Source organism: Undibacterium sp. TC9W (genome assembly GCF_049339865.1).
Classification (GTDB): domain Bacteria; phylum Pseudomonadota; class Gammaproteobacteria; order Burkholderiales; family Burkholderiaceae_D; genus Undibacterium.
On the sequence record NZ_JBMPPJ010000002.1, the window covers coordinates 119,294 to 135,031 of the forward strand.

The following is a 15,738-nucleotide window of genomic DNA, read 5'->3' on the forward strand; positions in this document are numbered from 1 at the left end:
TAACATAATAATTTGTTAACTCATTGCGATGACACATAACGAAAATTGTGCTAATCTTGTCTTATGACATCGATACTTTCGCCCATAGAATCTGAATTCGCTACTTCTGAAGAAGCTGCGTCTTATGACGTGTGGTTTCGTGCGAAGGTACAAGCATCGCTGGATAGCACCAACCCAAAGCGCTACAGTACTGACGAAGTAAGGCAGCGTATGCAAAAAATCATAAAAGCGGCTGAAGACAGTGCTTCCGGTAATCTGGCTTGATGAAGCTCTGGAAGATCTGGCTGTAATTACCACTTACATTGCCCAGCGCTCTCCTAAAGCAGCCAACAATATCAATGACAATATTTTTCAGTGTGTAGACATGCTGGGAGAGCATCCTTTACTTTTTCGTCCGGGACGGATCGCGGGCACTCGCGAAGTCGTTGTACATCCCAATTACATTCTGGTGTTTCGAGTCACAGTTTCCGCTGTAGAAATTCTAAACGTGCTTCACTCGCGTCAGCAGTACCCTTAAGTTGAAATCTGCCTCCATAAAATTAACAAAAAAACAAGCAATTAGGCTGGGTGGTTTGCATTTTTGGTGAAATAAGCGGGAATCGGCCATCCTGGCCAGCCATGGCGCTTGCATGCGCCATGTCGCTCGTGGGCTCGCTGCATGCAGCTAGGATTCCCCACTCGCCCAGCGTCTCGAAGGTTCAATTCCGCAGACCGTCAAAATAAAAAACCACCCGATGAAGCTGGGTGGCTTACATTTTTGGTGAAGACGGCGGGAATCGGCCATCCTGGCCAGCCATATCGCTTGCAAGCGATATGTTACTCGTAGGCTCGCCGCATGCGGCTCGAAACCCCTGTTCTCCACTTCGCAGCTTGCAAGCTGCTCAGATTCATGAGGCAGGTGAAAGCACGCAGGTGCTTTCACCTGTCCGCACTCATCCCCGCGTCCCGCAGATTCAATTCACGCAGATCGTCAAAAGAAAAAAGCCACCCAATAAATTGGGTGACTTTTGTATTTTGGTGGAGACGGCGGGAATCGAACCCGCGTCCGAAAGCACTCTACAGACAGTTCTACATACTTAGTGCTGCCATTTGATTTAATCCTGACGACGCGGACGCACACGCTGCGGCAGGACGAGTTACCTATTATTTAATCGAGAGTCAAGTAACCCGGCTCAAGACGATTCCATATGAATGTCCTTACTGCTGTTGCCAGCCCACCCTATGGACGAAGTGGTGTAAGGTTAGCCGGTATTAAGCGGCTAATGCGTACGAGTTATCGTTTGCAGTTATATAGTTCAGATTGTATTTACGAGGTAGTCTGGCCTCGGTATGCCCTGCGCTGCTTTGCAACCCCCGTCGAAACCTGGTCGTCCCCAAAGCTTTATCAGTATACCCCATTTAGGGGTAGTCCTGCAGTATTCAAGAGGCCATGGCCTGTAAATGTTTGGCGCGTACCAGTTCCAGCAGTTCCAGCGGGCTGTCGATGATGGCGTCGGCTTTCCAGTGCTTGGGCTCGGTCGCGCCGCAATAGCCCCAGGCGGCGGCGATGCTGGTCATGCCTGCAGCTTCAGCTGCCTGTATGTCGCGCAAGTCGTCGCCTACGTACCAGCAGTTTTCTGAGCGTATGCCCAGTTGCCTTGCTGCTTCCAGCAGGGGGGCAGGGTGGGGCTTGGAATGCGGGGTGGTGTCGCCGGATATCACGCAACGTGCTTCCTGCAAATCGAGCAAGGGTATCAGCGGGCGGGTAAAGCGCATGGCCTTGTTGGTGACTATGCCCCAGGATACGCCCATGACATCGAGACCGCGCAAGAGGTCTGGCACTTGCTTGAACAGTTTGCTGTGCACAGCAATGGCGGATTCATACTGGTTCAAAAATTCTACGCGCATGGCTTCGTAGTCCGGGTGTTCTGGCTTGATGCCAAAACCAGCGCCCAGTAAGCCGCGGGCACCGGCGGATGCATGGGGGCGCAAGCTTTGATAATGAACAGGTGCCAGTTGCCGGTTTTCTCGCATGACATTGACGGCGGCTGCGAGGTCGGGGGCGGTGTCTGCGAGGGTGCCGTCGAGGTCAAACAGGATTGCTTGTGGAGTTTGCATAATAAAAAATCAAGAACACGCCTTCATGATGGATGAGGGCGTTTTGTTGGCTTCACAGCGGACGTGTACAGGCAACCATGTAGTTGACACTGGTATCACTATTCAGCGAGTAGATTTGGGTCAGGGGGTTATAACTCAAGCCCTTCATCGCATGTAATTCCAGGCCTGCATTGCGTATGTCTTGCGACAATTCTGCCGGAGTGATGAACTTGGCGTAATCATGCGTGCCCTTGGGCAGCATTTGCAGCAGGTATTCTGCACCGATGACGGCAAACAGATAGGCCTTGGCATTGCGGTTCAGGGTGGAGAAGAAAATATGTCCACCTGGTTTGACCATTTTTGCGCAGGCCTTGATGATGGATGCGGGGTCGGGTACGTGTTCCAGCATTTCCATGCAAGTGACGACATCAAACTGGCCAGCCTCTGCTTCTGACATGTCTTCGGCGGCGATTTTTTTATAGCGCACATTGACGCCAGATTCGAGGCCATGCAGGTCGGCGACTTTGAGAGCCTTGTCAGACAGGTCTATGCCGGTGACGGTCGCGCCTTTTTTTGCCATGGATTCGGCCAGTATGCCGCCACCACAACCTACGTCAATGACTTGTTTGCCTGCCAGCGGTACGCGCTGGTTGATCCATTCCAGGCGCAGGGGATTAATTTCATGCAGTGGTTTGAATTCTGAGCTGGGGTCCCACCAGCGATGGGCAAGTTCACTAAATTTCTGGATTTCTGCGGGATCAGCGTTCAAGGTGGACATGATGTGGTTTGAAGTGCCGGGTCGGGGCATGAGCTGCGAAACCGCTATTGTAGGCGATTCAGGGCTGTACCGCATTGACGGAAAATAAACATAGTATGGAAATACTCTGGGAGCGGTTCCGGCCTTAAGCAAGAATGAATAGCGTAAGCCACAAATAAAAAAACCCGCCGAAGCGGGTTTTTCAGAAGCCAGGCTTCAAGTACTGAATTACTTAACGTTGCGTGTACCAACAACTTCGATTTCAACGCGACGGTTTTTGGCGCGACCATCAGCTGTTTTGTTGTCAGCTACTGGTTGTTTTTTGCCTTTGCCTTCAGTGTAAACACGGTTGGCTTCGATGCCTTTGCTTACCAGGTAAGCTTTGACAGCTTCAGCGCGACGGATAGACAATTTTTGATTGTATTCGTCAGAGCCTACAGAGTCAGTGTGACCAACAGCGATAACGACTTCCAGGTTGATTGCTTTCAGTTTGGATGCCATGTCGTCGAGTTTGACTTTAGCTTCTGGTTTCAGAACTGCTTTGTCAAAGTCAAAGAATGCGTCAGCTGCAAACGTTACTTTTTCAGAAGTAGGTGCAGGTGGAACTGGCGGTTTTACTGGTTCAGCAGGAGCAACAACTGCTGGAGCTACTGGTGGTGCTGGTGGAGCTGGTTGTACCAAAGGTGCATCGCAACCTGGAACTGCGTCAGCAGGAGTCCAGTAGCCAGTACGCCAGCACAGACCAAATGGGTCACGTGCAATTACACCGCGACCATCTTGTACATAGGCGCTGTGTGGCTTGTTAGCCATAATGTCTTGCTGTGCGGAAGCAGAAAAGGATGCTACTGCGGACGCTGCGATAACGAGCTTGACTAAATTTTTCATATTTCTCCTCTCGGGTGAGATTATTACCGCAGATGAACTGCGCAAATTACTGCATAAAACCAGATAGTACCACGGCGATGATGACATTACTATTTCGTCAAACATCATGTCAGCCATAAATAAGCATTCGGTCTATTTTGCCATAATCATCAATATAAAGACGAAAATTGTTAAATCGACAAAGTTACAGTTAGTTAAATATGTCGTATTTTGACAACAAAATGTATGCTTTGGCAAGCTAATACCAGTTCCGGAGCAGAAATGTTTTGTTTTTGACCAGAAAAGCGAAGGATTTTTGCACCGAAATTATTTTGCGAGACCGCGTCCTTCGACGACGATGCGCCTGTTTGGTGCAAGGCATTCTGCCAGTTTTACCTTGGGTAACTTGTCATCGCAAGCTTTGATTTGTTGGGTTTTACCCATGCCCATGGTGTCCATAGGGGCATTAATACCCTTGCTGCCCAAGTAGGCGACTACGGCATCAGCATTCTTTTCAGATAATTTCTGGGCTTGTGCATGGCTGCCTGACAGGTCGGTGTGACCACTGACGACGATGAGATCAACTTTGGCGCAGCTGGCCAGCTTGGCCGCGACTTCATTGTCTATACGCTCTTTACCCTTGTCATTGAGTACAGATAATTGTGTGGATTTTTTGTGTTCAAAAATTTCATCGCTTTGCAGGGTGAGGAAAAAGTCGCAGCGTTTGGGTGCAGCAGCCGGGGCTGGGGCGGGTGGAGTAACTACTGGGGTTGCAGCCGGAGTGGTAACTGCGGCAGATGCCGGGGCTTCACCAGTTTGTGCCGCAGATGCTGGTGCAGCAGCGCTTTGGGCCAGTGCTGTTGAGACGGGCAGGGCGAATGCTGCGAGCACACAAAGTGCTGTCAAATTTTTTAACATGGTTGTCTCCGTGGGGGATTATTTGTCAGGTGTTTTTATTATGCTTTTGATTAAATCATATAAATTTGCACCCCGGCTGTCATTTGAATGACAGTGTTGCATGCCGTCAGTTGGCTTTTTGGCTGGCTATTGCCAGTGTTTGCCTGACTTAATTGCTATAAATGGAATTCAGCTTAGGAGGCATGTTAGAATCAAGAGTTAAACGTCAGTCGTTAACAGTCTTAATAAAATCTTATTGGATTTCACTTATTGGATTTCAATTAAGGACGTTATTAAAGACGTTATTAATTAACCAAGCTCTAATTCGCCGGCCGCCAATGGATCAATTCGCAAAAGAAACACTCCCGATTTCCCTTGAAGAAGAAATGCGCAAAAGCTATCTCGATTACGCGATGAGCGTTATCGTAGGTCGCGCTTTGCCGGATGTGCGTGATGGCTTAAAGCCTGTGCATCGTCGCGTATTGTTCGCGATGCACGAAATGAACAATGTCTATAACCGCCCCTTCGTCAAATGTGCGCGTGTGGTGGGTGAAGTCATGGGTAAGTACCATCCCCATGGCGATGCCTCCATTTACGACACGCTGGTGCGTATGGCGCAAGACTTCTCCCTTCGTTATACCCTGGTCGATGGCCAGGGTAACTTCGGCTCCATCGACGGCGACAACGCTGCGGCGATGCGTTACACCGAGTGCCGCCTGGACAAGATCGCCAATGAAATTTTGGCCGATATCGAAAAAGAAACTGTCGATTTCGTCCCCAACTATGACGGCAAGGAAAGAGAACCTTCGGTTCTGCCTACCCGCATCCCGAATCTGCTGATCAATGGCGCATCCGGTATTGCGGTGGGTATGGCGACGAATATCCCGCCTCATAATATTACCGAGATCATCAACGGTGCCCTGCATGTCTTGCGTAATAGTGATTGCACGATTGATGAACTGATTGAGATCATCCCTGCGCCTGACTTTCCTACCGGCGGCATTATCTATGGCGTGTCTGGTGTGCGCGATGGTTACCGTACTGGTCGTGGCCGCGTGGTCATGCGCGCCAAGACACACTTTGAAGAGTTTGGCAAAGAAAACCGCACGGCACTGATCGTTGATGAGCTGCCTTACCAGGTCAATAAAAAATCCCTGCTGGAACGTATCGCTGAACTGGTACGTGACAAAAAGCTCGATGGTATTTCTGACATCCGCGATGAATCCGATAAATCGGGTATGCGCGTGGTGATCGAACTCAAGCGTGGCGAAGTACCTGACGTAGTACTGAATAATCTGTACAAGCAAACGCAGTTGCAAGACACCTTCGGCATGAACATGGTGGCACTGGTCAATGGTCAGCCCAAATTGCTGAACCTGAAGGAAATGCTGTCCTGCTTCTTGTCGCACCGCCGTGAAGTGGTAACACGCCGCACCCTGTTTGAACTGCGCAAGGCGCGTGAACGTGGTCATGTGCTGGAAGGTCTGGCGGTTGCACTAGCAAATATCGATGACTTTATCGCCATCATCCGCGCCGCACCTACACCACCGATCGCGAAACAGGAATTGATGACCCGTGCCTGGGATAGCTCGATGGTGCGTGAGATGCTGACGCGTACTGCGGCTGACAATTTAGCTGGCATCGATGCTTTCCGCCCTGAGAATTTGCCCAAGCATTACGGCATACAGCCAGATGGCCTGTATAAATTGTCCGATGACCAGGCGCAAGAAATCCTGCAAATGCGTTTGCAACGCTTGACTGGTTTGGAACAAGACAAGATCGTCAATGAATACAAAGACGTCATGGCCGAAATCGCCGATTTGCTGGACATCTTGTCCAAGCCAGAACGCGTCACCGTCATCATCACTGATGAACTGACCCTGGCCCGCAATGAATACGGCGAAGGCAATAAAGACGTACGTCGTTCAGAAATCACCCATAACGCCACAGACCTGGGTACAGAAGACTTGATCACGCCGCAAGACATGGTCGTGACCCTGTCGCACACTGGCTATATGAAGTCGCAACCCTTGTCTGAATACCGCGCGCAAAAACGCGGTGGCCGTGGCAAGCAGGCAACAGCAACAAAAGATGATGACTGGATCGAGCAACTGTTCGTGGCCAATACCCATGATTACATCCTGTGCTTCAGTAACCGTGGCCGCATGTACTGGTTGAAGGTATGGGAAGTGCCACAAGGCTCGCGTACTTCACGCGGTAAGCCTATCGTGAACATGTTCCCATTGCAGGACGGTGAAAAAATCACTGTCATCCTGCCTTTGTCTGGAGATAACCGTACTTTCCCTGAAGACCACTATGTTTTCATGTCCACCAGCCTGGGCACGGTCAAGAAAACACCTTTGACTGACTTCAGTAATCCACGTAAAGCCGGCATTATCGCGGTCGATCTGGATGAAGGTGATTTCCTCATCGGTGCAGCACTGACCGACGGCAAGCATGATGTCATGCTGTTCTCTGATTCCGGCAAGGCCGTGCGCTTTGATGAAAACGATGTACGTCCTATGGGCCGTACAGCCCGTGGTGTACGTGGTATGAATCTGGATGAAGGTCAGCAGGTTATTGCATTGCTGGTGGCTGAAAACGAACAGCAATCTGTTCTGACTGCGACTGAAAACGGCTACGGCAAACGTACACCTATCACTGAGTACACCCGTCATGGCCGTGGCACCAAGGGCATGATCGCGATTCAGACTTCCGAGCGTAACGGCAAGGTTGTTGCAGCTACATTGGTTGAGACAACGGATGAAATTATGTTGATCACTACCGGTGGCATCCTGATACGTACCCGTGTTTCAGAAATCCGTGAAATGGGTCGCGCAACTCAGGGTGTGACCCTGATTGCGGTTGAAGATGGCACCAAACTGTCTGGCTTGCAACGCATTGTGGAAACAGATGCCGATGTAGATACAGGCGATAACGGTGCTGGTGAAGCAGAAGGCAGCGCACCAGAAGCCGACGCAACGGAGTAAGCCATCATGACGACGATCTACAATTTCTCTGCAGGCCCGGCAGTATTGCCGAAAGAGGTATTGCAGCAAGCCGCTGCCGAAATGCTGGACTGGCATGGCAGTGGCATGTCCGTCATGGAAATGAGCCACCGCGGGCCAGAATTCATGTCCATCCTCGCTGCTGCGCAAAGTGATTTGCGCGAGCTGTTGGCGGTGCCGGACAATTATAAGATCCTGTTCCTGCAAGGCGGTGGCCTGGGCGAAAACGCCATCGTCCCCATGAACCTCATGGGGCGCAAGCCACAGCCCGCAACGGCAGATTTTGTGCACACTGGTTCCTGGACTGGCAAGTCCATCAAGGAAGCAAAAAAATACGGTAACGTCAATATCGCAGCGTCTGGTGAAGCCGGCGGCTACACCACTGTGCCGCCACGCGATAGCTGGAAATTGACGCCAGGTGCTGCTTATGTGCATCTGTGTACCAATGAAACCATCGATGGTATCGAATACAATTTTGCTCCGGATATCGCCGCTGAAACTGGCGATGCGCCGATTGTTGCCGATATGTCTTCGCACATATTGTCACGCGTGATAGACGTGTCCAAATATGGCGTCATCTTTGGTGGCGCGCAAAAAAATATCGGCCCAGCGGGCTTGACCATCGTCATCGTGCGTGAAGATTTGCTAGGCCATGCCTTGCCCATCTGCCCCTCTGCCTTTGACTGGAAAATCGTCGCCGACAATGATTCCATGTACAACACCCCGCCAACCTATGCGATTTATATCGCGGGCCTGGTGTTTCAGTGGCTCAAGCAGCAGGGTGGTGTGGCAGCGATGGAGCAAAAGAATATTGCCAAGTCCAGCCTGTTGTATGAGTACCTGGATTCCACGGATTTTTATGAAAACAGGGTAGAAAAAGGCAGCCGTTCACGTATGAATGTACCTTTTTACCTGAAAGATGAAAACCTGAATACGGCATTTTTGGCAGAAGCCAAGGCGAATGGCCTGTTGCAATTGAAAGGCCATAAATCAGTAGGCGGCATGCGTGCCTCGATTTATAACGCCATGCCTATAGAAGGCGTGCAGGCTCTGGTCAGTTTTATGCAGGATTTCGCCAAAAGAAATTCATAAGCCCTGGGCTTAAAACAGCACTTAAGACATTGGCGTCTGTTTTGTTTACTCTATAAACAGACGCCGCAAATTATTTTCATCGTCAGCCCTTTCTGAGCATGGTACTCACCATCACCTGGAAACCGTGGCGCTGATGAACCGGGTCAAAAGCCCGGCGAAAAAGCATATCCGGCATGGCAGTCATGCGCTACAGTATTACTGCCTGCCCACACCCTATCAAACACGGTTTTTAGGTCATTATGAGCGACAATAAATTACTCCCCCTGCGCATCAAGATTGATGCTATCGATGCACAAATCCTGGATTTGCTGAACCAGCGCGCCCGCGTGGCCGAAGAAGTTGGCCATGTCAAGGCAGAAACCAATGCGCCAGTGTTTCGCCCTGAGCGTGAAGCGCAAGTATTGCGCGGCGTGGCTGAGCGCAATCCTGGTCCTTTGCTGAGCGACGACATACAACTGATCTTCCGCGAAATCATGTCTGCCTGCCGTGCGCTGGAGCGCCGCGTGGTCGTGGCTTTCCTTGGCCCTGTCGGCACCTTCAGCGAACAGGCTGTGTATAAACAGTTTGGTCATGCCATCCAGCCTTTGCCTTGCGTGTCTATCGATGAAGTTTTCCGTGCGACTGAAGCAGGTACGGCAGACTTTGGTGTCGTGCCTATCGAGAATTCATCTGAAGGTGCGATCAACCGTACTCTCGATTTGCTTTTGCAAACCAGCCTGGCCATCAGTGGCGAGCTGGCAATCCCTGTGCAGCATAGCCTGATGAGCAAGTCCGGCAATATGGAAGGCGTCAGCCGCATCTGCGCTCATTCGCAAGCTTTGGCGCAATGCCAGGCCTGGCTGAACCAGCATTTCCCGCATGTGGAAAGACATGCTGTGGCATCGAATGCCGAGGCGGCGCGTATGGCCAGCGGTGATTACACCGTGGCAGCGATTGCCAGTGAAATTGCCGGTCACCAGTACAACCTGGGCATAGTCTCCGCACATATCCAGGATGATCCGCATAACCGCACCCGTTTTGCCGTCATTGGCCGTTTGCGTACTACACCTAGCGGCAAGGATCAGACTTCCATCGTGCTGGCGACCCCTAACAAGGCGGGTGCTGTGTATAACCTGCTGGCACCACTGGAAAAACATGGCGTCTCGATGACACGTTTTGAGTCACGTCCTGCACGTACCGGCAATTGGGAATATTATTTCTATGTCGATGTAGAAGGCCATGTCATGGACGCCAGGGTAGAGGCTGCTATGGCCGAATTGAATGACAAGGCTGCCTTCTTCAAGGTGCTGGGTTCTTACCCTTGTACAGTGTGAGTGCCTGATGCAAAAAGCTTTTCAACGGATAGCGATTTTTGGTGTAGGTTTGATTGGTGGTTCATTTGCCCTGGCTTTAAAAAAAGCAGGGGCAGTTGAGCAGATAGTCGGCTTAGGGCGCAGCCAGGCTTCGCTGGAAAAAGCGCAGCAACTGGGTATCATCGATGAAATAGCCTTTAATGCCGAACAGCCATTGTGCAACTGTGATCTGGTGCTGATAGCCGCGCCAGTCGCACAGACTGGCGCAATATTGAAGGCAATTTATCCTCACTTGCAGCCGGGTACGATAGTCACGGATGCTGGCAGTACCAAGGCCGATGTGGTTGCCGCCGCACGCGCCAGCCTGGGTGAAAAGATTGCGCAATTTGTACCTGCGCATCCGATTGCTGGACGTGAACTGAATGGGCCTGAGGCAGCACTGGTGGATTTGTATATTGGCAAAAAAGCCGTCATCACCCGCCTGCCAGAAAATACCGATGCTGATGTGGCGAGGGTGGCCTGGGCCTGGCAGCAATGCGGTGCCATCATCCATCATCTGGGGCCTGCTGCCCATGATGCCGTATTTGCTGCAGTCAGCCATTTGCCGCATTTGCTGGCTTATGCCCTGGTCGATGATATCGCCCGCAAGCCGCATGCAGATACCTTGTTCCAGTATGCTGCCAGCGGCTTCCGCGACTTTACCCGCATTGCCGGTTCATCACCGGAAATGTGGCGCGATATCAGCCTGGCGAATCGGGCTGCGATGTTGCAGGAACTGGATTCTTACACTGCCCGCCTGTCCATTTTGCGCCAGCATCTGGTGGATGCAGACAGTGATGGTATAGAAGGTATTTACGCCAATGCCCAGCGCGCGCGCCATAACTGGATCAGCGCCATTGAGGCAGCCGAGAAACAGCAGCGTGAAGGTGGGGATTGATAACGCCAATGCGCTCCCCCTCGCTTTCAAACTCAGATCAGAATTGAATAAAACCATGACACAAGCAAGCAAACATTATCCGCATTACCTTGATCTGCAACCTGTGATGCAGGTGCAGGGCACAGTCAAATTGCCGGGCTCCAAAAGTATTTCCAACCGCACCTTGTTGTTGGCAGCGCTGGCAGAGGGCAAGACCCAGATCATGGATTTGCTGGCATCCGATGACACTCTGGTCATGCTGAACGCGCTGACTCAACTGGGCGTGCACTGGGAACAGGATGGCGATAGCCAGAATTACACTGTAGAGGGCGTCAAAGGCCATTTCCCCAAACACCAGGCAGACCTGTTCATGGGTAATGCCGGTACGGCGATACGCCCGCTGGTTGGTGCATTGGCTGTATTAGGGGGCGACTATACCATCCACGGCGTGCACCGTATGCATGAACGCCCGATTGGTGACCTGGTCGATGCATTGAATGAAGCTGGTGCGCAGATAGAATATACCGGCAACCCAGGTTACCCGCCTTTACATATACGCCGTGGCCATATCCATGCCCAGCGTTTGCAAGTCAAAGGTAATGTTTCCAGCCAGTTTCTGACTGCCTTGCTGATGGCCGCACCTTTGATGGCGCGCGAGCATGATGTAACAATAGAAGTGGTAGGCGAGCTGATTTCCAAACCTTACATAGAAATCACCCTGAATCTCATGCAAAAGTTTGGCGTGACGGTAGAGCGTGATGGCTGGCAGGCCTTTACAGTAAAAACGGGTCAGCACTATGTGTCACCTGGCGTCATCCACGTCGAAGGTGATGCTTCTTCTGCATCCTATTTCCTGGCAGCAGGTGCCATTGCTGGCGGACCCATTCGCGTAGAAGGCGTAGGCAAGTCCAGCATACAGGGAGATGTACGCTTTGCCGAGGCGCTGGAAAAGATGGGCGCGACGATTACTCGTGGCGACAACTGGATAGAAGTCAGCTCTAATGGCGTATTGCAAGCCATAGATATGGACTTTAACCATATCCCCGATGCTGCCATGACAATTGCGGTAGCTGCACTGTATGCCAATGGCACCACGACCCTGCGCAATATTGCCAGCTGGCGCGTGAAAGAAACTGATCGCCTGTCTGCCATGGCAACAGAATTGCGTAAACTCGGTGCAATAGTAGAAGAGGGCGCAGACTATATGACGGTGACACCACCCGAACATATCCTGCCAGCCACGATCGATACCTATGATGATCACCGCATGGCCATGTGCTTCTCGTTGGCCAGCCTCGATGGCCGGGCCCGCAGAGGTGCTACTATGCGCATCAATGATCCAAAATGCGTCGCCAAGACTTTCCCTGATTATTTTGAAGTCTTTGCCAAGATTAATCACCAAGATTTGTTTTAAAGGTTTTTATAGTTATCTATGACTGTACCAAGTCCTGTTATCACGATAGACGGCCCTACCGCATCCGGTAAGGGCACGGTGGCACACAGGGTAGCCAAGCATCTGGGTTTTCATTACCTCGATTCTGGTGCCCTGTACCGCCTGACTGCCTTGATGGCTACCCGCCATGGCATCGCGTTTGAAGATGAAACTGCCATTGCCAGCATGGCAAGAACCCTGCCTTGCCGTTTTGTTCACGGCCATGTTTTTCTGGAAGATGCCGATGTCACTGACGCCGTGCGGGCAGAAGAAGTCGGCGTGGCTGCCTCGCGCATTGCCGTTTTGCCAGCAGTGCGTCAGGCGCTGGTTGATTTGCAGGTGGCTTTTCGCTATACGCCGGGCCTGGTGGCTGACGGGCGCGATATGGGAACAGTCATCTTCCCTGATGCCAGCTTGAAAGTTTTCTTAACAGCAAGTGCCGAGGCGCGCGCAAGCCGTCGATATAAGCAATTGATTGAAAAGGGAATTTCTGCTAATATGGAAAACTTGGTAAAAGATTTGATGGAACGTGATGCGAGAGATAGTGCCCGCAGCACAGCGCCGCTCAAGCCCGCGCCAGACGCGATCATCCTGGATACATCTGAATTAACCGCTGAAGAAGCTGTCAATAAAGTGTTGGTCTGGTATGCGCAAACACAGACAAACAACGCCGTATAGGTAGCTTAGGTAATAAGTAGCTGGTGAAGTCTGTATGTGTCGTTTCAAGTGCCTTTATTGACGCAAGGTTAATAAGGGGATGTTCAACCTAACCCGGTTAATAGTGTCTTTTGCACCGTTCCGGCTAACTTGTAAATACTATGTCTACTGTTTTTATGTCCCAAGATTTCGCAACCGGTGCAGATAGCTTCGCAGCTTTGTTCGAAGAATCCCTGTCACGTCAGGATATGCGTTCCGGTGAAGTGATTTCTGCTGAAGTCGTCCGTATCGACCACAACTTCGTGATCGTTAACGCTGGCTTGAAGTCTGAAGCCTTTATCCCTGTTGAAGAATTCAAAAACGACCAGGGCGACCTGGAAGTTAATATCGGCGATTTCGTTTCCGTAGCGATTGATTCGCTGGAAAACGGCTTCGGCGACACAATTTTGTCCCGTGACAAAGCTAAACGTCTGGCCTCCTGGCTCGCGCTGGAAAAAGCGCTGGAGTCTGGCGAGATCGTTACTGGTACAGTAAATGGCAAAGTCAAAGGTGGTCTGACTGTTCTGACGAACGGCATCCGCGCTTTCTTGCCAGGTTCTTTGGTTGATACACGCCCAGTTAAGGATACAACTCCTTACGAGGGCAAAACCATGGAATTCAAAGTGATCAAGCTCGACCGCAAACGTAACAACGTTGTGCTGTCCCGCCGCGCTGTTGTTGAAGCGTCCATGGGCGAAGAGCGTCAAAAACTGATGGAAACCCTGAAAGAAGGCACAGTGGTTACTGGTATTGTTAAAAATATCACTGACTACGGCGCGTTCGTTGATCTGGGTGGCATCGATGGTTTGTTGCACATCACCGATCTGGCATGGCGTCGTGTACGTCACCCTTCCGAGGTGTTGACAGTTGGTCAGGAAATCACTGCAAAAGTATTGAAATTCGACCAAGAGAAAAACCGTGTTTCCCTGGGCGTAAAACAATTGGGCGACGACCCATGGACAGGTTTGTCCCGTCGTTACCCAGCGAACACACGTCTGTTCGGTAAAGTAACGAACCTGACCGACTACGGCGCGTTCGTTGAAGTCGAGCAAGGTATCGAAGGTCTGGTTCACGTGTCCGAAATGGACTGGACTAACAAAAACGTTGCACCAAACAAAGTTGTTCAATTGGGCGACGAAGTTGAAGTCATGGTTCTGGAAATCGACGAAGAACGTCGTCGTATCAGCCTGGGCATGAAACAGTGCAAAGCCAATCCTTGGGATGATTTCGCGATCAACCACAAGAAAGGTGACAAAGTTCGCGGCGCGATCAAGTCCATCACTGACTTCGGCGTATTTATCGGTTTGTCTGGCAACATCGACGGTCTGGTACATTTGTCTGATCTGTCCTGGAACGAAACAGGCGAAGAAGCTGTTCGTCGCTTCAAGAAAGGTGACGAACTCGAAGCCATCGTTCTGGCAATCGACGTTGAGCGTGAGCGCGTTTCCCTGGGCGTTAAGCAACTGGAAGGTGACCCATTCAATAACTACTGCGCAATGAACGACAAAGGTGCAGTTGTTACAGGTACAGTTAAATCCGTTGAAGCCAAAGGCGCAGTAATCCAGTTGGCAGACGACGTTGAAGGCTACCTGCGTGCATCCGAAATCTCCCGCGACCGCGTGGAAGATGCTGGTACACACCTGAAAGTCGGCGACACAGTTGAAGCCCTAGTATTGAACATCGACCGCAAAGCGCGTGGTATCCAATTGTCTATCAAAGCTAAAGATAGCGTTGAAACACAAGAAGCTATGCAAAAAATGTCCGTTACTGATTCCAACGCAGCATCCGGCACAACCAGCCTGGGCGCTTTGTTGAAAGCCAAGCTCGACAATAAAAACTAAGATTAAGTCATAAGGTTTTTACTATGACTAAGTCGGAGCTGATAGCTCGTCTGGCAGAGCGATATCCGCAACTGGTAGCTAAAGATGTGGATATCGCTGTTAAAACCATACTGGATGCAATGTCGGATGCCCTGGCAACAGGGCAACGCATAGAAATCCGCGGTTTTGGCAGCTTTGCACTGAACAGTCGTCCACCACGGATAGGTCGTAATCCCAAGTCCGGTGACAAGGTGATGGTCCCTGAAAAACGGGTGCCGCACTTTAAGCCAGGCAAGGAGTTGCGCGAACGTGTTGATGCCATGGTGGGGCAACCGATACACGATGACTAAGTCAGGCTGACTGGTTGTTGAGCTCGGAATGTTGAGCCTATTAGATGACTCAAAGATAAAAACGGCATATCGGTTTTCCGATATGCCGTTTTTTTTCAGTACAATGCTCTTTTCGGGATAAATTGCTTCATTGACGATTTTTCCGCTTATCCATCAAGGATGCATACATGAAATATATTTCAAGATTTTTCGCCATCGTGCTGTTTATCCTGTTCTTTGGCTTTGCCTTGAAAAACGACCAGATAGTCACGCTGCAATATTTCTTTGGCTTTCAACGATCTGCGCCACTCGTCATCATGCTGCTGGCTTTTTTTGCCGGTGGTGCTGCGTTGGGTGCGCTGGCCATGGTGCCCATGGTATTCCGTCACAGACGCGACCTGCACAAGCATAAGAAGACTCTGGCAGAAATTGAAAAAGAACGTGAAGCCGCACAAAGGGCCAGCACACAAGCGCCCCAGCCTGATAGCATTCGCAATATCTGACACGTGTGGGCGTAGCTTTCAGCACATTGAGACCTGCGAACAAAGATTGGCTAAAG

The 15,738-nt window shown here is 50.9% G+C and carries 15 protein-coding genes and 1 other RNA gene; 11 read left to right on the top strand and 5 right to left on the bottom strand.

The features are described from left to right. Positions 1–63: 63 nt before the first annotated feature. Both ACO0LN_RS02830 and ACO0LN_RS02835 read left to right on the top strand, forming a co-directional pair. Entirely contained in the window at positions 64–264 is a 201-nt protein-coding gene (locus tag ACO0LN_RS02830; RefSeq protein ID WP_422970873.1) for a stability determinant, read from the top strand. After that, a complete protein-coding gene (locus tag ACO0LN_RS02835) occupies positions 242–517 on the top strand; it encodes a type II toxin-antitoxin system RelE/ParE family toxin (protein ID WP_422970874.1) in 276 nt (91 codons plus the stop codon). The genes ACO0LN_RS02830 and ACO0LN_RS02835 overlap by 23 nt, the downstream gene beginning before the upstream one ends. Positions 518–1,015: 498 nt before the next feature. Here ACO0LN_RS02835 and ssrA read toward each other — a convergent pair. The 5 genes from ssrA to ACO0LN_RS02860 all read right to left on the bottom strand — a co-directional run bounded on the left by ssrA (position 1,016) and on the right by ACO0LN_RS02860 (position 4,615). Beyond that, positions 1,016–1,375, bottom strand: a transfer-messenger RNA (tmRNA) gene (ssrA, locus tag ACO0LN_RS02840). A 44-nt stretch (positions 1,376–1,419) separates the two neighbouring features. Then, complete coding sequence (locus ACO0LN_RS02845) at positions 1,420–2,097, bottom strand: HAD family hydrolase (protein ID WP_422970875.1); 678 nt, start codon at positions 2,095–2,097, stop codon at positions 1,420–1,422. Positions 2,098–2,149: 52 nt separating this feature from the next. After that, positions 2,150–2,854 carry a bifunctional 2-polyprenyl-6-hydroxyphenol methylase/3-demethylubiquinol 3-O-methyltransferase UbiG gene (gene ubiG, locus ACO0LN_RS02850; protein WP_422970876.1) on the bottom strand — a complete coding sequence of 235 codons (705 nt, stop codon included), beginning with the start codon at positions 2,852–2,854 and terminating at the stop codon, positions 2,150–2,152. Positions 2,855–3,061: 207 nt separating this feature from the next. Then, positions 3,062–3,718 (bottom strand): outer membrane protein OmpA, encoded by a 657-nt coding sequence (ompA, locus tag ACO0LN_RS02855; protein WP_422970877.1) that lies wholly within the window; start codon positions 3,716–3,718, stop codon positions 3,062–3,064. Between the two features lie 306 nt (positions 3,719–4,024). After that, positions 4,025–4,615, bottom strand: coding sequence for an OmpA family protein (locus ACO0LN_RS02860; RefSeq protein ID WP_422970878.1), 591 nt, complete (start codon positions 4,613–4,615; stop codon positions 4,025–4,027). Positions 4,616–4,932: 317 nt separating this feature from the next. Between ACO0LN_RS02860 and gyrA the strand changes: the two genes are divergently transcribed. From gyrA to ACO0LN_RS02905, 9 genes are all read left to right on the top strand, one after another. Beyond that, on the top strand, positions 4,933–7,584 hold the full coding sequence (gene gyrA, locus ACO0LN_RS02865; RefSeq protein ID WP_422970879.1) for a DNA gyrase subunit A: 2,652 nt from the start codon (positions 4,933–4,935) through the stop codon (positions 7,582–7,584). A gap of 6 nt (positions 7,585–7,590) precedes the next feature. Beyond that, positions 7,591–8,694 carry a 3-phosphoserine/phosphohydroxythreonine transaminase gene (gene serC / locus ACO0LN_RS02870; RefSeq protein ID WP_422970880.1) on the top strand — a complete coding sequence of 368 codons (1,104 nt, stop codon included), beginning with the start codon at positions 7,591–7,593 and terminating at the stop codon, positions 8,692–8,694. A 239-nt stretch (positions 8,695–8,933) separates the two neighbouring features. Beyond that, positions 8,934–10,007, top strand: coding sequence for a prephenate dehydratase (pheA, locus tag ACO0LN_RS02875; protein ID WP_422970881.1), 1,074 nt, complete (start codon positions 8,934–8,936; stop codon positions 10,005–10,007). Between the two features lie 7 nt (positions 10,008–10,014). After that, positions 10,015–10,923: a prephenate dehydrogenase gene (locus tag ACO0LN_RS02880; protein WP_422970882.1), complete on the top strand. Its 909-nt coding sequence runs from the start codon at positions 10,015–10,017 to the stop codon at positions 10,921–10,923. Between the two features lie 55 nt (positions 10,924–10,978). Then, the gene (gene aroA / locus ACO0LN_RS02885; protein WP_422970883.1) at positions 10,979–12,316 is read left to right on the top strand and encodes a 3-phosphoshikimate 1-carboxyvinyltransferase; all 1,338 of its coding nucleotides are present in this window, start codon (positions 10,979–10,981) and stop codon (positions 12,314–12,316) included. A gap of 18 nt (positions 12,317–12,334) precedes the next feature. Beyond that, the gene (gene cmk, locus ACO0LN_RS02890; RefSeq protein WP_422970884.1) at positions 12,335–13,012 is read left to right on the top strand and encodes a (d)CMP kinase; all 678 of its coding nucleotides are present in this window, start codon (positions 12,335–12,337) and stop codon (positions 13,010–13,012) included. A gap of 155 nt (positions 13,013–13,167) precedes the next feature. Continuing rightward, a complete protein-coding gene (gene rpsA / locus ACO0LN_RS02895) occupies positions 13,168–14,871 on the top strand; it encodes a 30S ribosomal protein S1 (protein WP_422970885.1) in 1,704 nt (567 codons plus the stop codon). A 23-nt stretch (positions 14,872–14,894) separates the two neighbouring features. Continuing rightward, entirely contained in the window at positions 14,895–15,200 is a 306-nt protein-coding gene (locus ACO0LN_RS02900) for an integration host factor subunit beta (RefSeq protein ID WP_110256992.1), read from the top strand. Between the two features lie 167 nt (positions 15,201–15,367). Then, a complete protein-coding gene (locus ACO0LN_RS02905) occupies positions 15,368–15,682 on the top strand; it encodes a LapA family protein (RefSeq protein WP_422951578.1) in 315 nt (104 codons plus the stop codon). Positions 15,683–15,738: the final 56 nt, after the last annotated feature.

What these genes read in the sequence shown, in the direction of transcription:
- ACO0LN_RS02830 (WP_422970873.1), top strand. Translation starts at nt 64, where the DNA reads ATGACATCGATACTTTCGCCCATAGAATCTGAATTCGCTACTTCTGAA.
- ACO0LN_RS02845 (WP_422970875.1), bottom strand. Translation starts at nt 2,097, where the DNA reads ATGCAAACTCCACAAGCAATCCTGTTTGACCTCGACGGCACCCTCGCA.
- ubiG (WP_422970876.1), bottom strand. Translation starts at nt 2,854, where the DNA reads ATGTCCACCTTGAACGCTGATCCCGCAGAAATCCAGAAATTTAGTGAA.
- ompA (WP_422970877.1), bottom strand. Translation starts at nt 3,718, where the DNA reads ATGAAAAATTTAGTCAAGCTCGTTATCGCAGCGTCCGCAGTAGCATCC.
- ACO0LN_RS02860 (WP_422970878.1), bottom strand. Translation starts at nt 4,615, where the DNA reads ATGTTAAAAAATTTGACAGCACTTTGTGTGCTCGCAGCATTCGCCCTG.
- gyrA (WP_422970879.1), top strand. Translation starts at nt 4,933, where the DNA reads ATGGATCAATTCGCAAAAGAAACACTCCCGATTTCCCTTGAAGAAGAA.
- serC (WP_422970880.1), top strand. Translation starts at nt 7,591, where the DNA reads ATGACGACGATCTACAATTTCTCTGCAGGCCCGGCAGTATTGCCGAAA.
- pheA (WP_422970881.1), top strand. Translation starts at nt 8,934, where the DNA reads ATGAGCGACAATAAATTACTCCCCCTGCGCATCAAGATTGATGCTATC.
- ACO0LN_RS02880 (WP_422970882.1), top strand. Translation starts at nt 10,015, where the DNA reads ATGCAAAAAGCTTTTCAACGGATAGCGATTTTTGGTGTAGGTTTGATT.
- aroA (WP_422970883.1), top strand. Translation starts at nt 10,979, where the DNA reads ATGACACAAGCAAGCAAACATTATCCGCATTACCTTGATCTGCAACCT.
- cmk (WP_422970884.1), top strand. Translation starts at nt 12,335, where the DNA reads ATGACTGTACCAAGTCCTGTTATCACGATAGACGGCCCTACCGCATCC.
- rpsA (WP_422970885.1), top strand. Translation starts at nt 13,168, where the DNA reads ATGTCCCAAGATTTCGCAACCGGTGCAGATAGCTTCGCAGCTTTGTTC.
- ACO0LN_RS02900 (WP_110256992.1), top strand. Translation starts at nt 14,895, where the DNA reads ATGACTAAGTCGGAGCTGATAGCTCGTCTGGCAGAGCGATATCCGCAA.
- ACO0LN_RS02905 (WP_422951578.1), top strand. Translation starts at nt 15,368, where the DNA reads ATGAAATATATTTCAAGATTTTTCGCCATCGTGCTGTTTATCCTGTTC.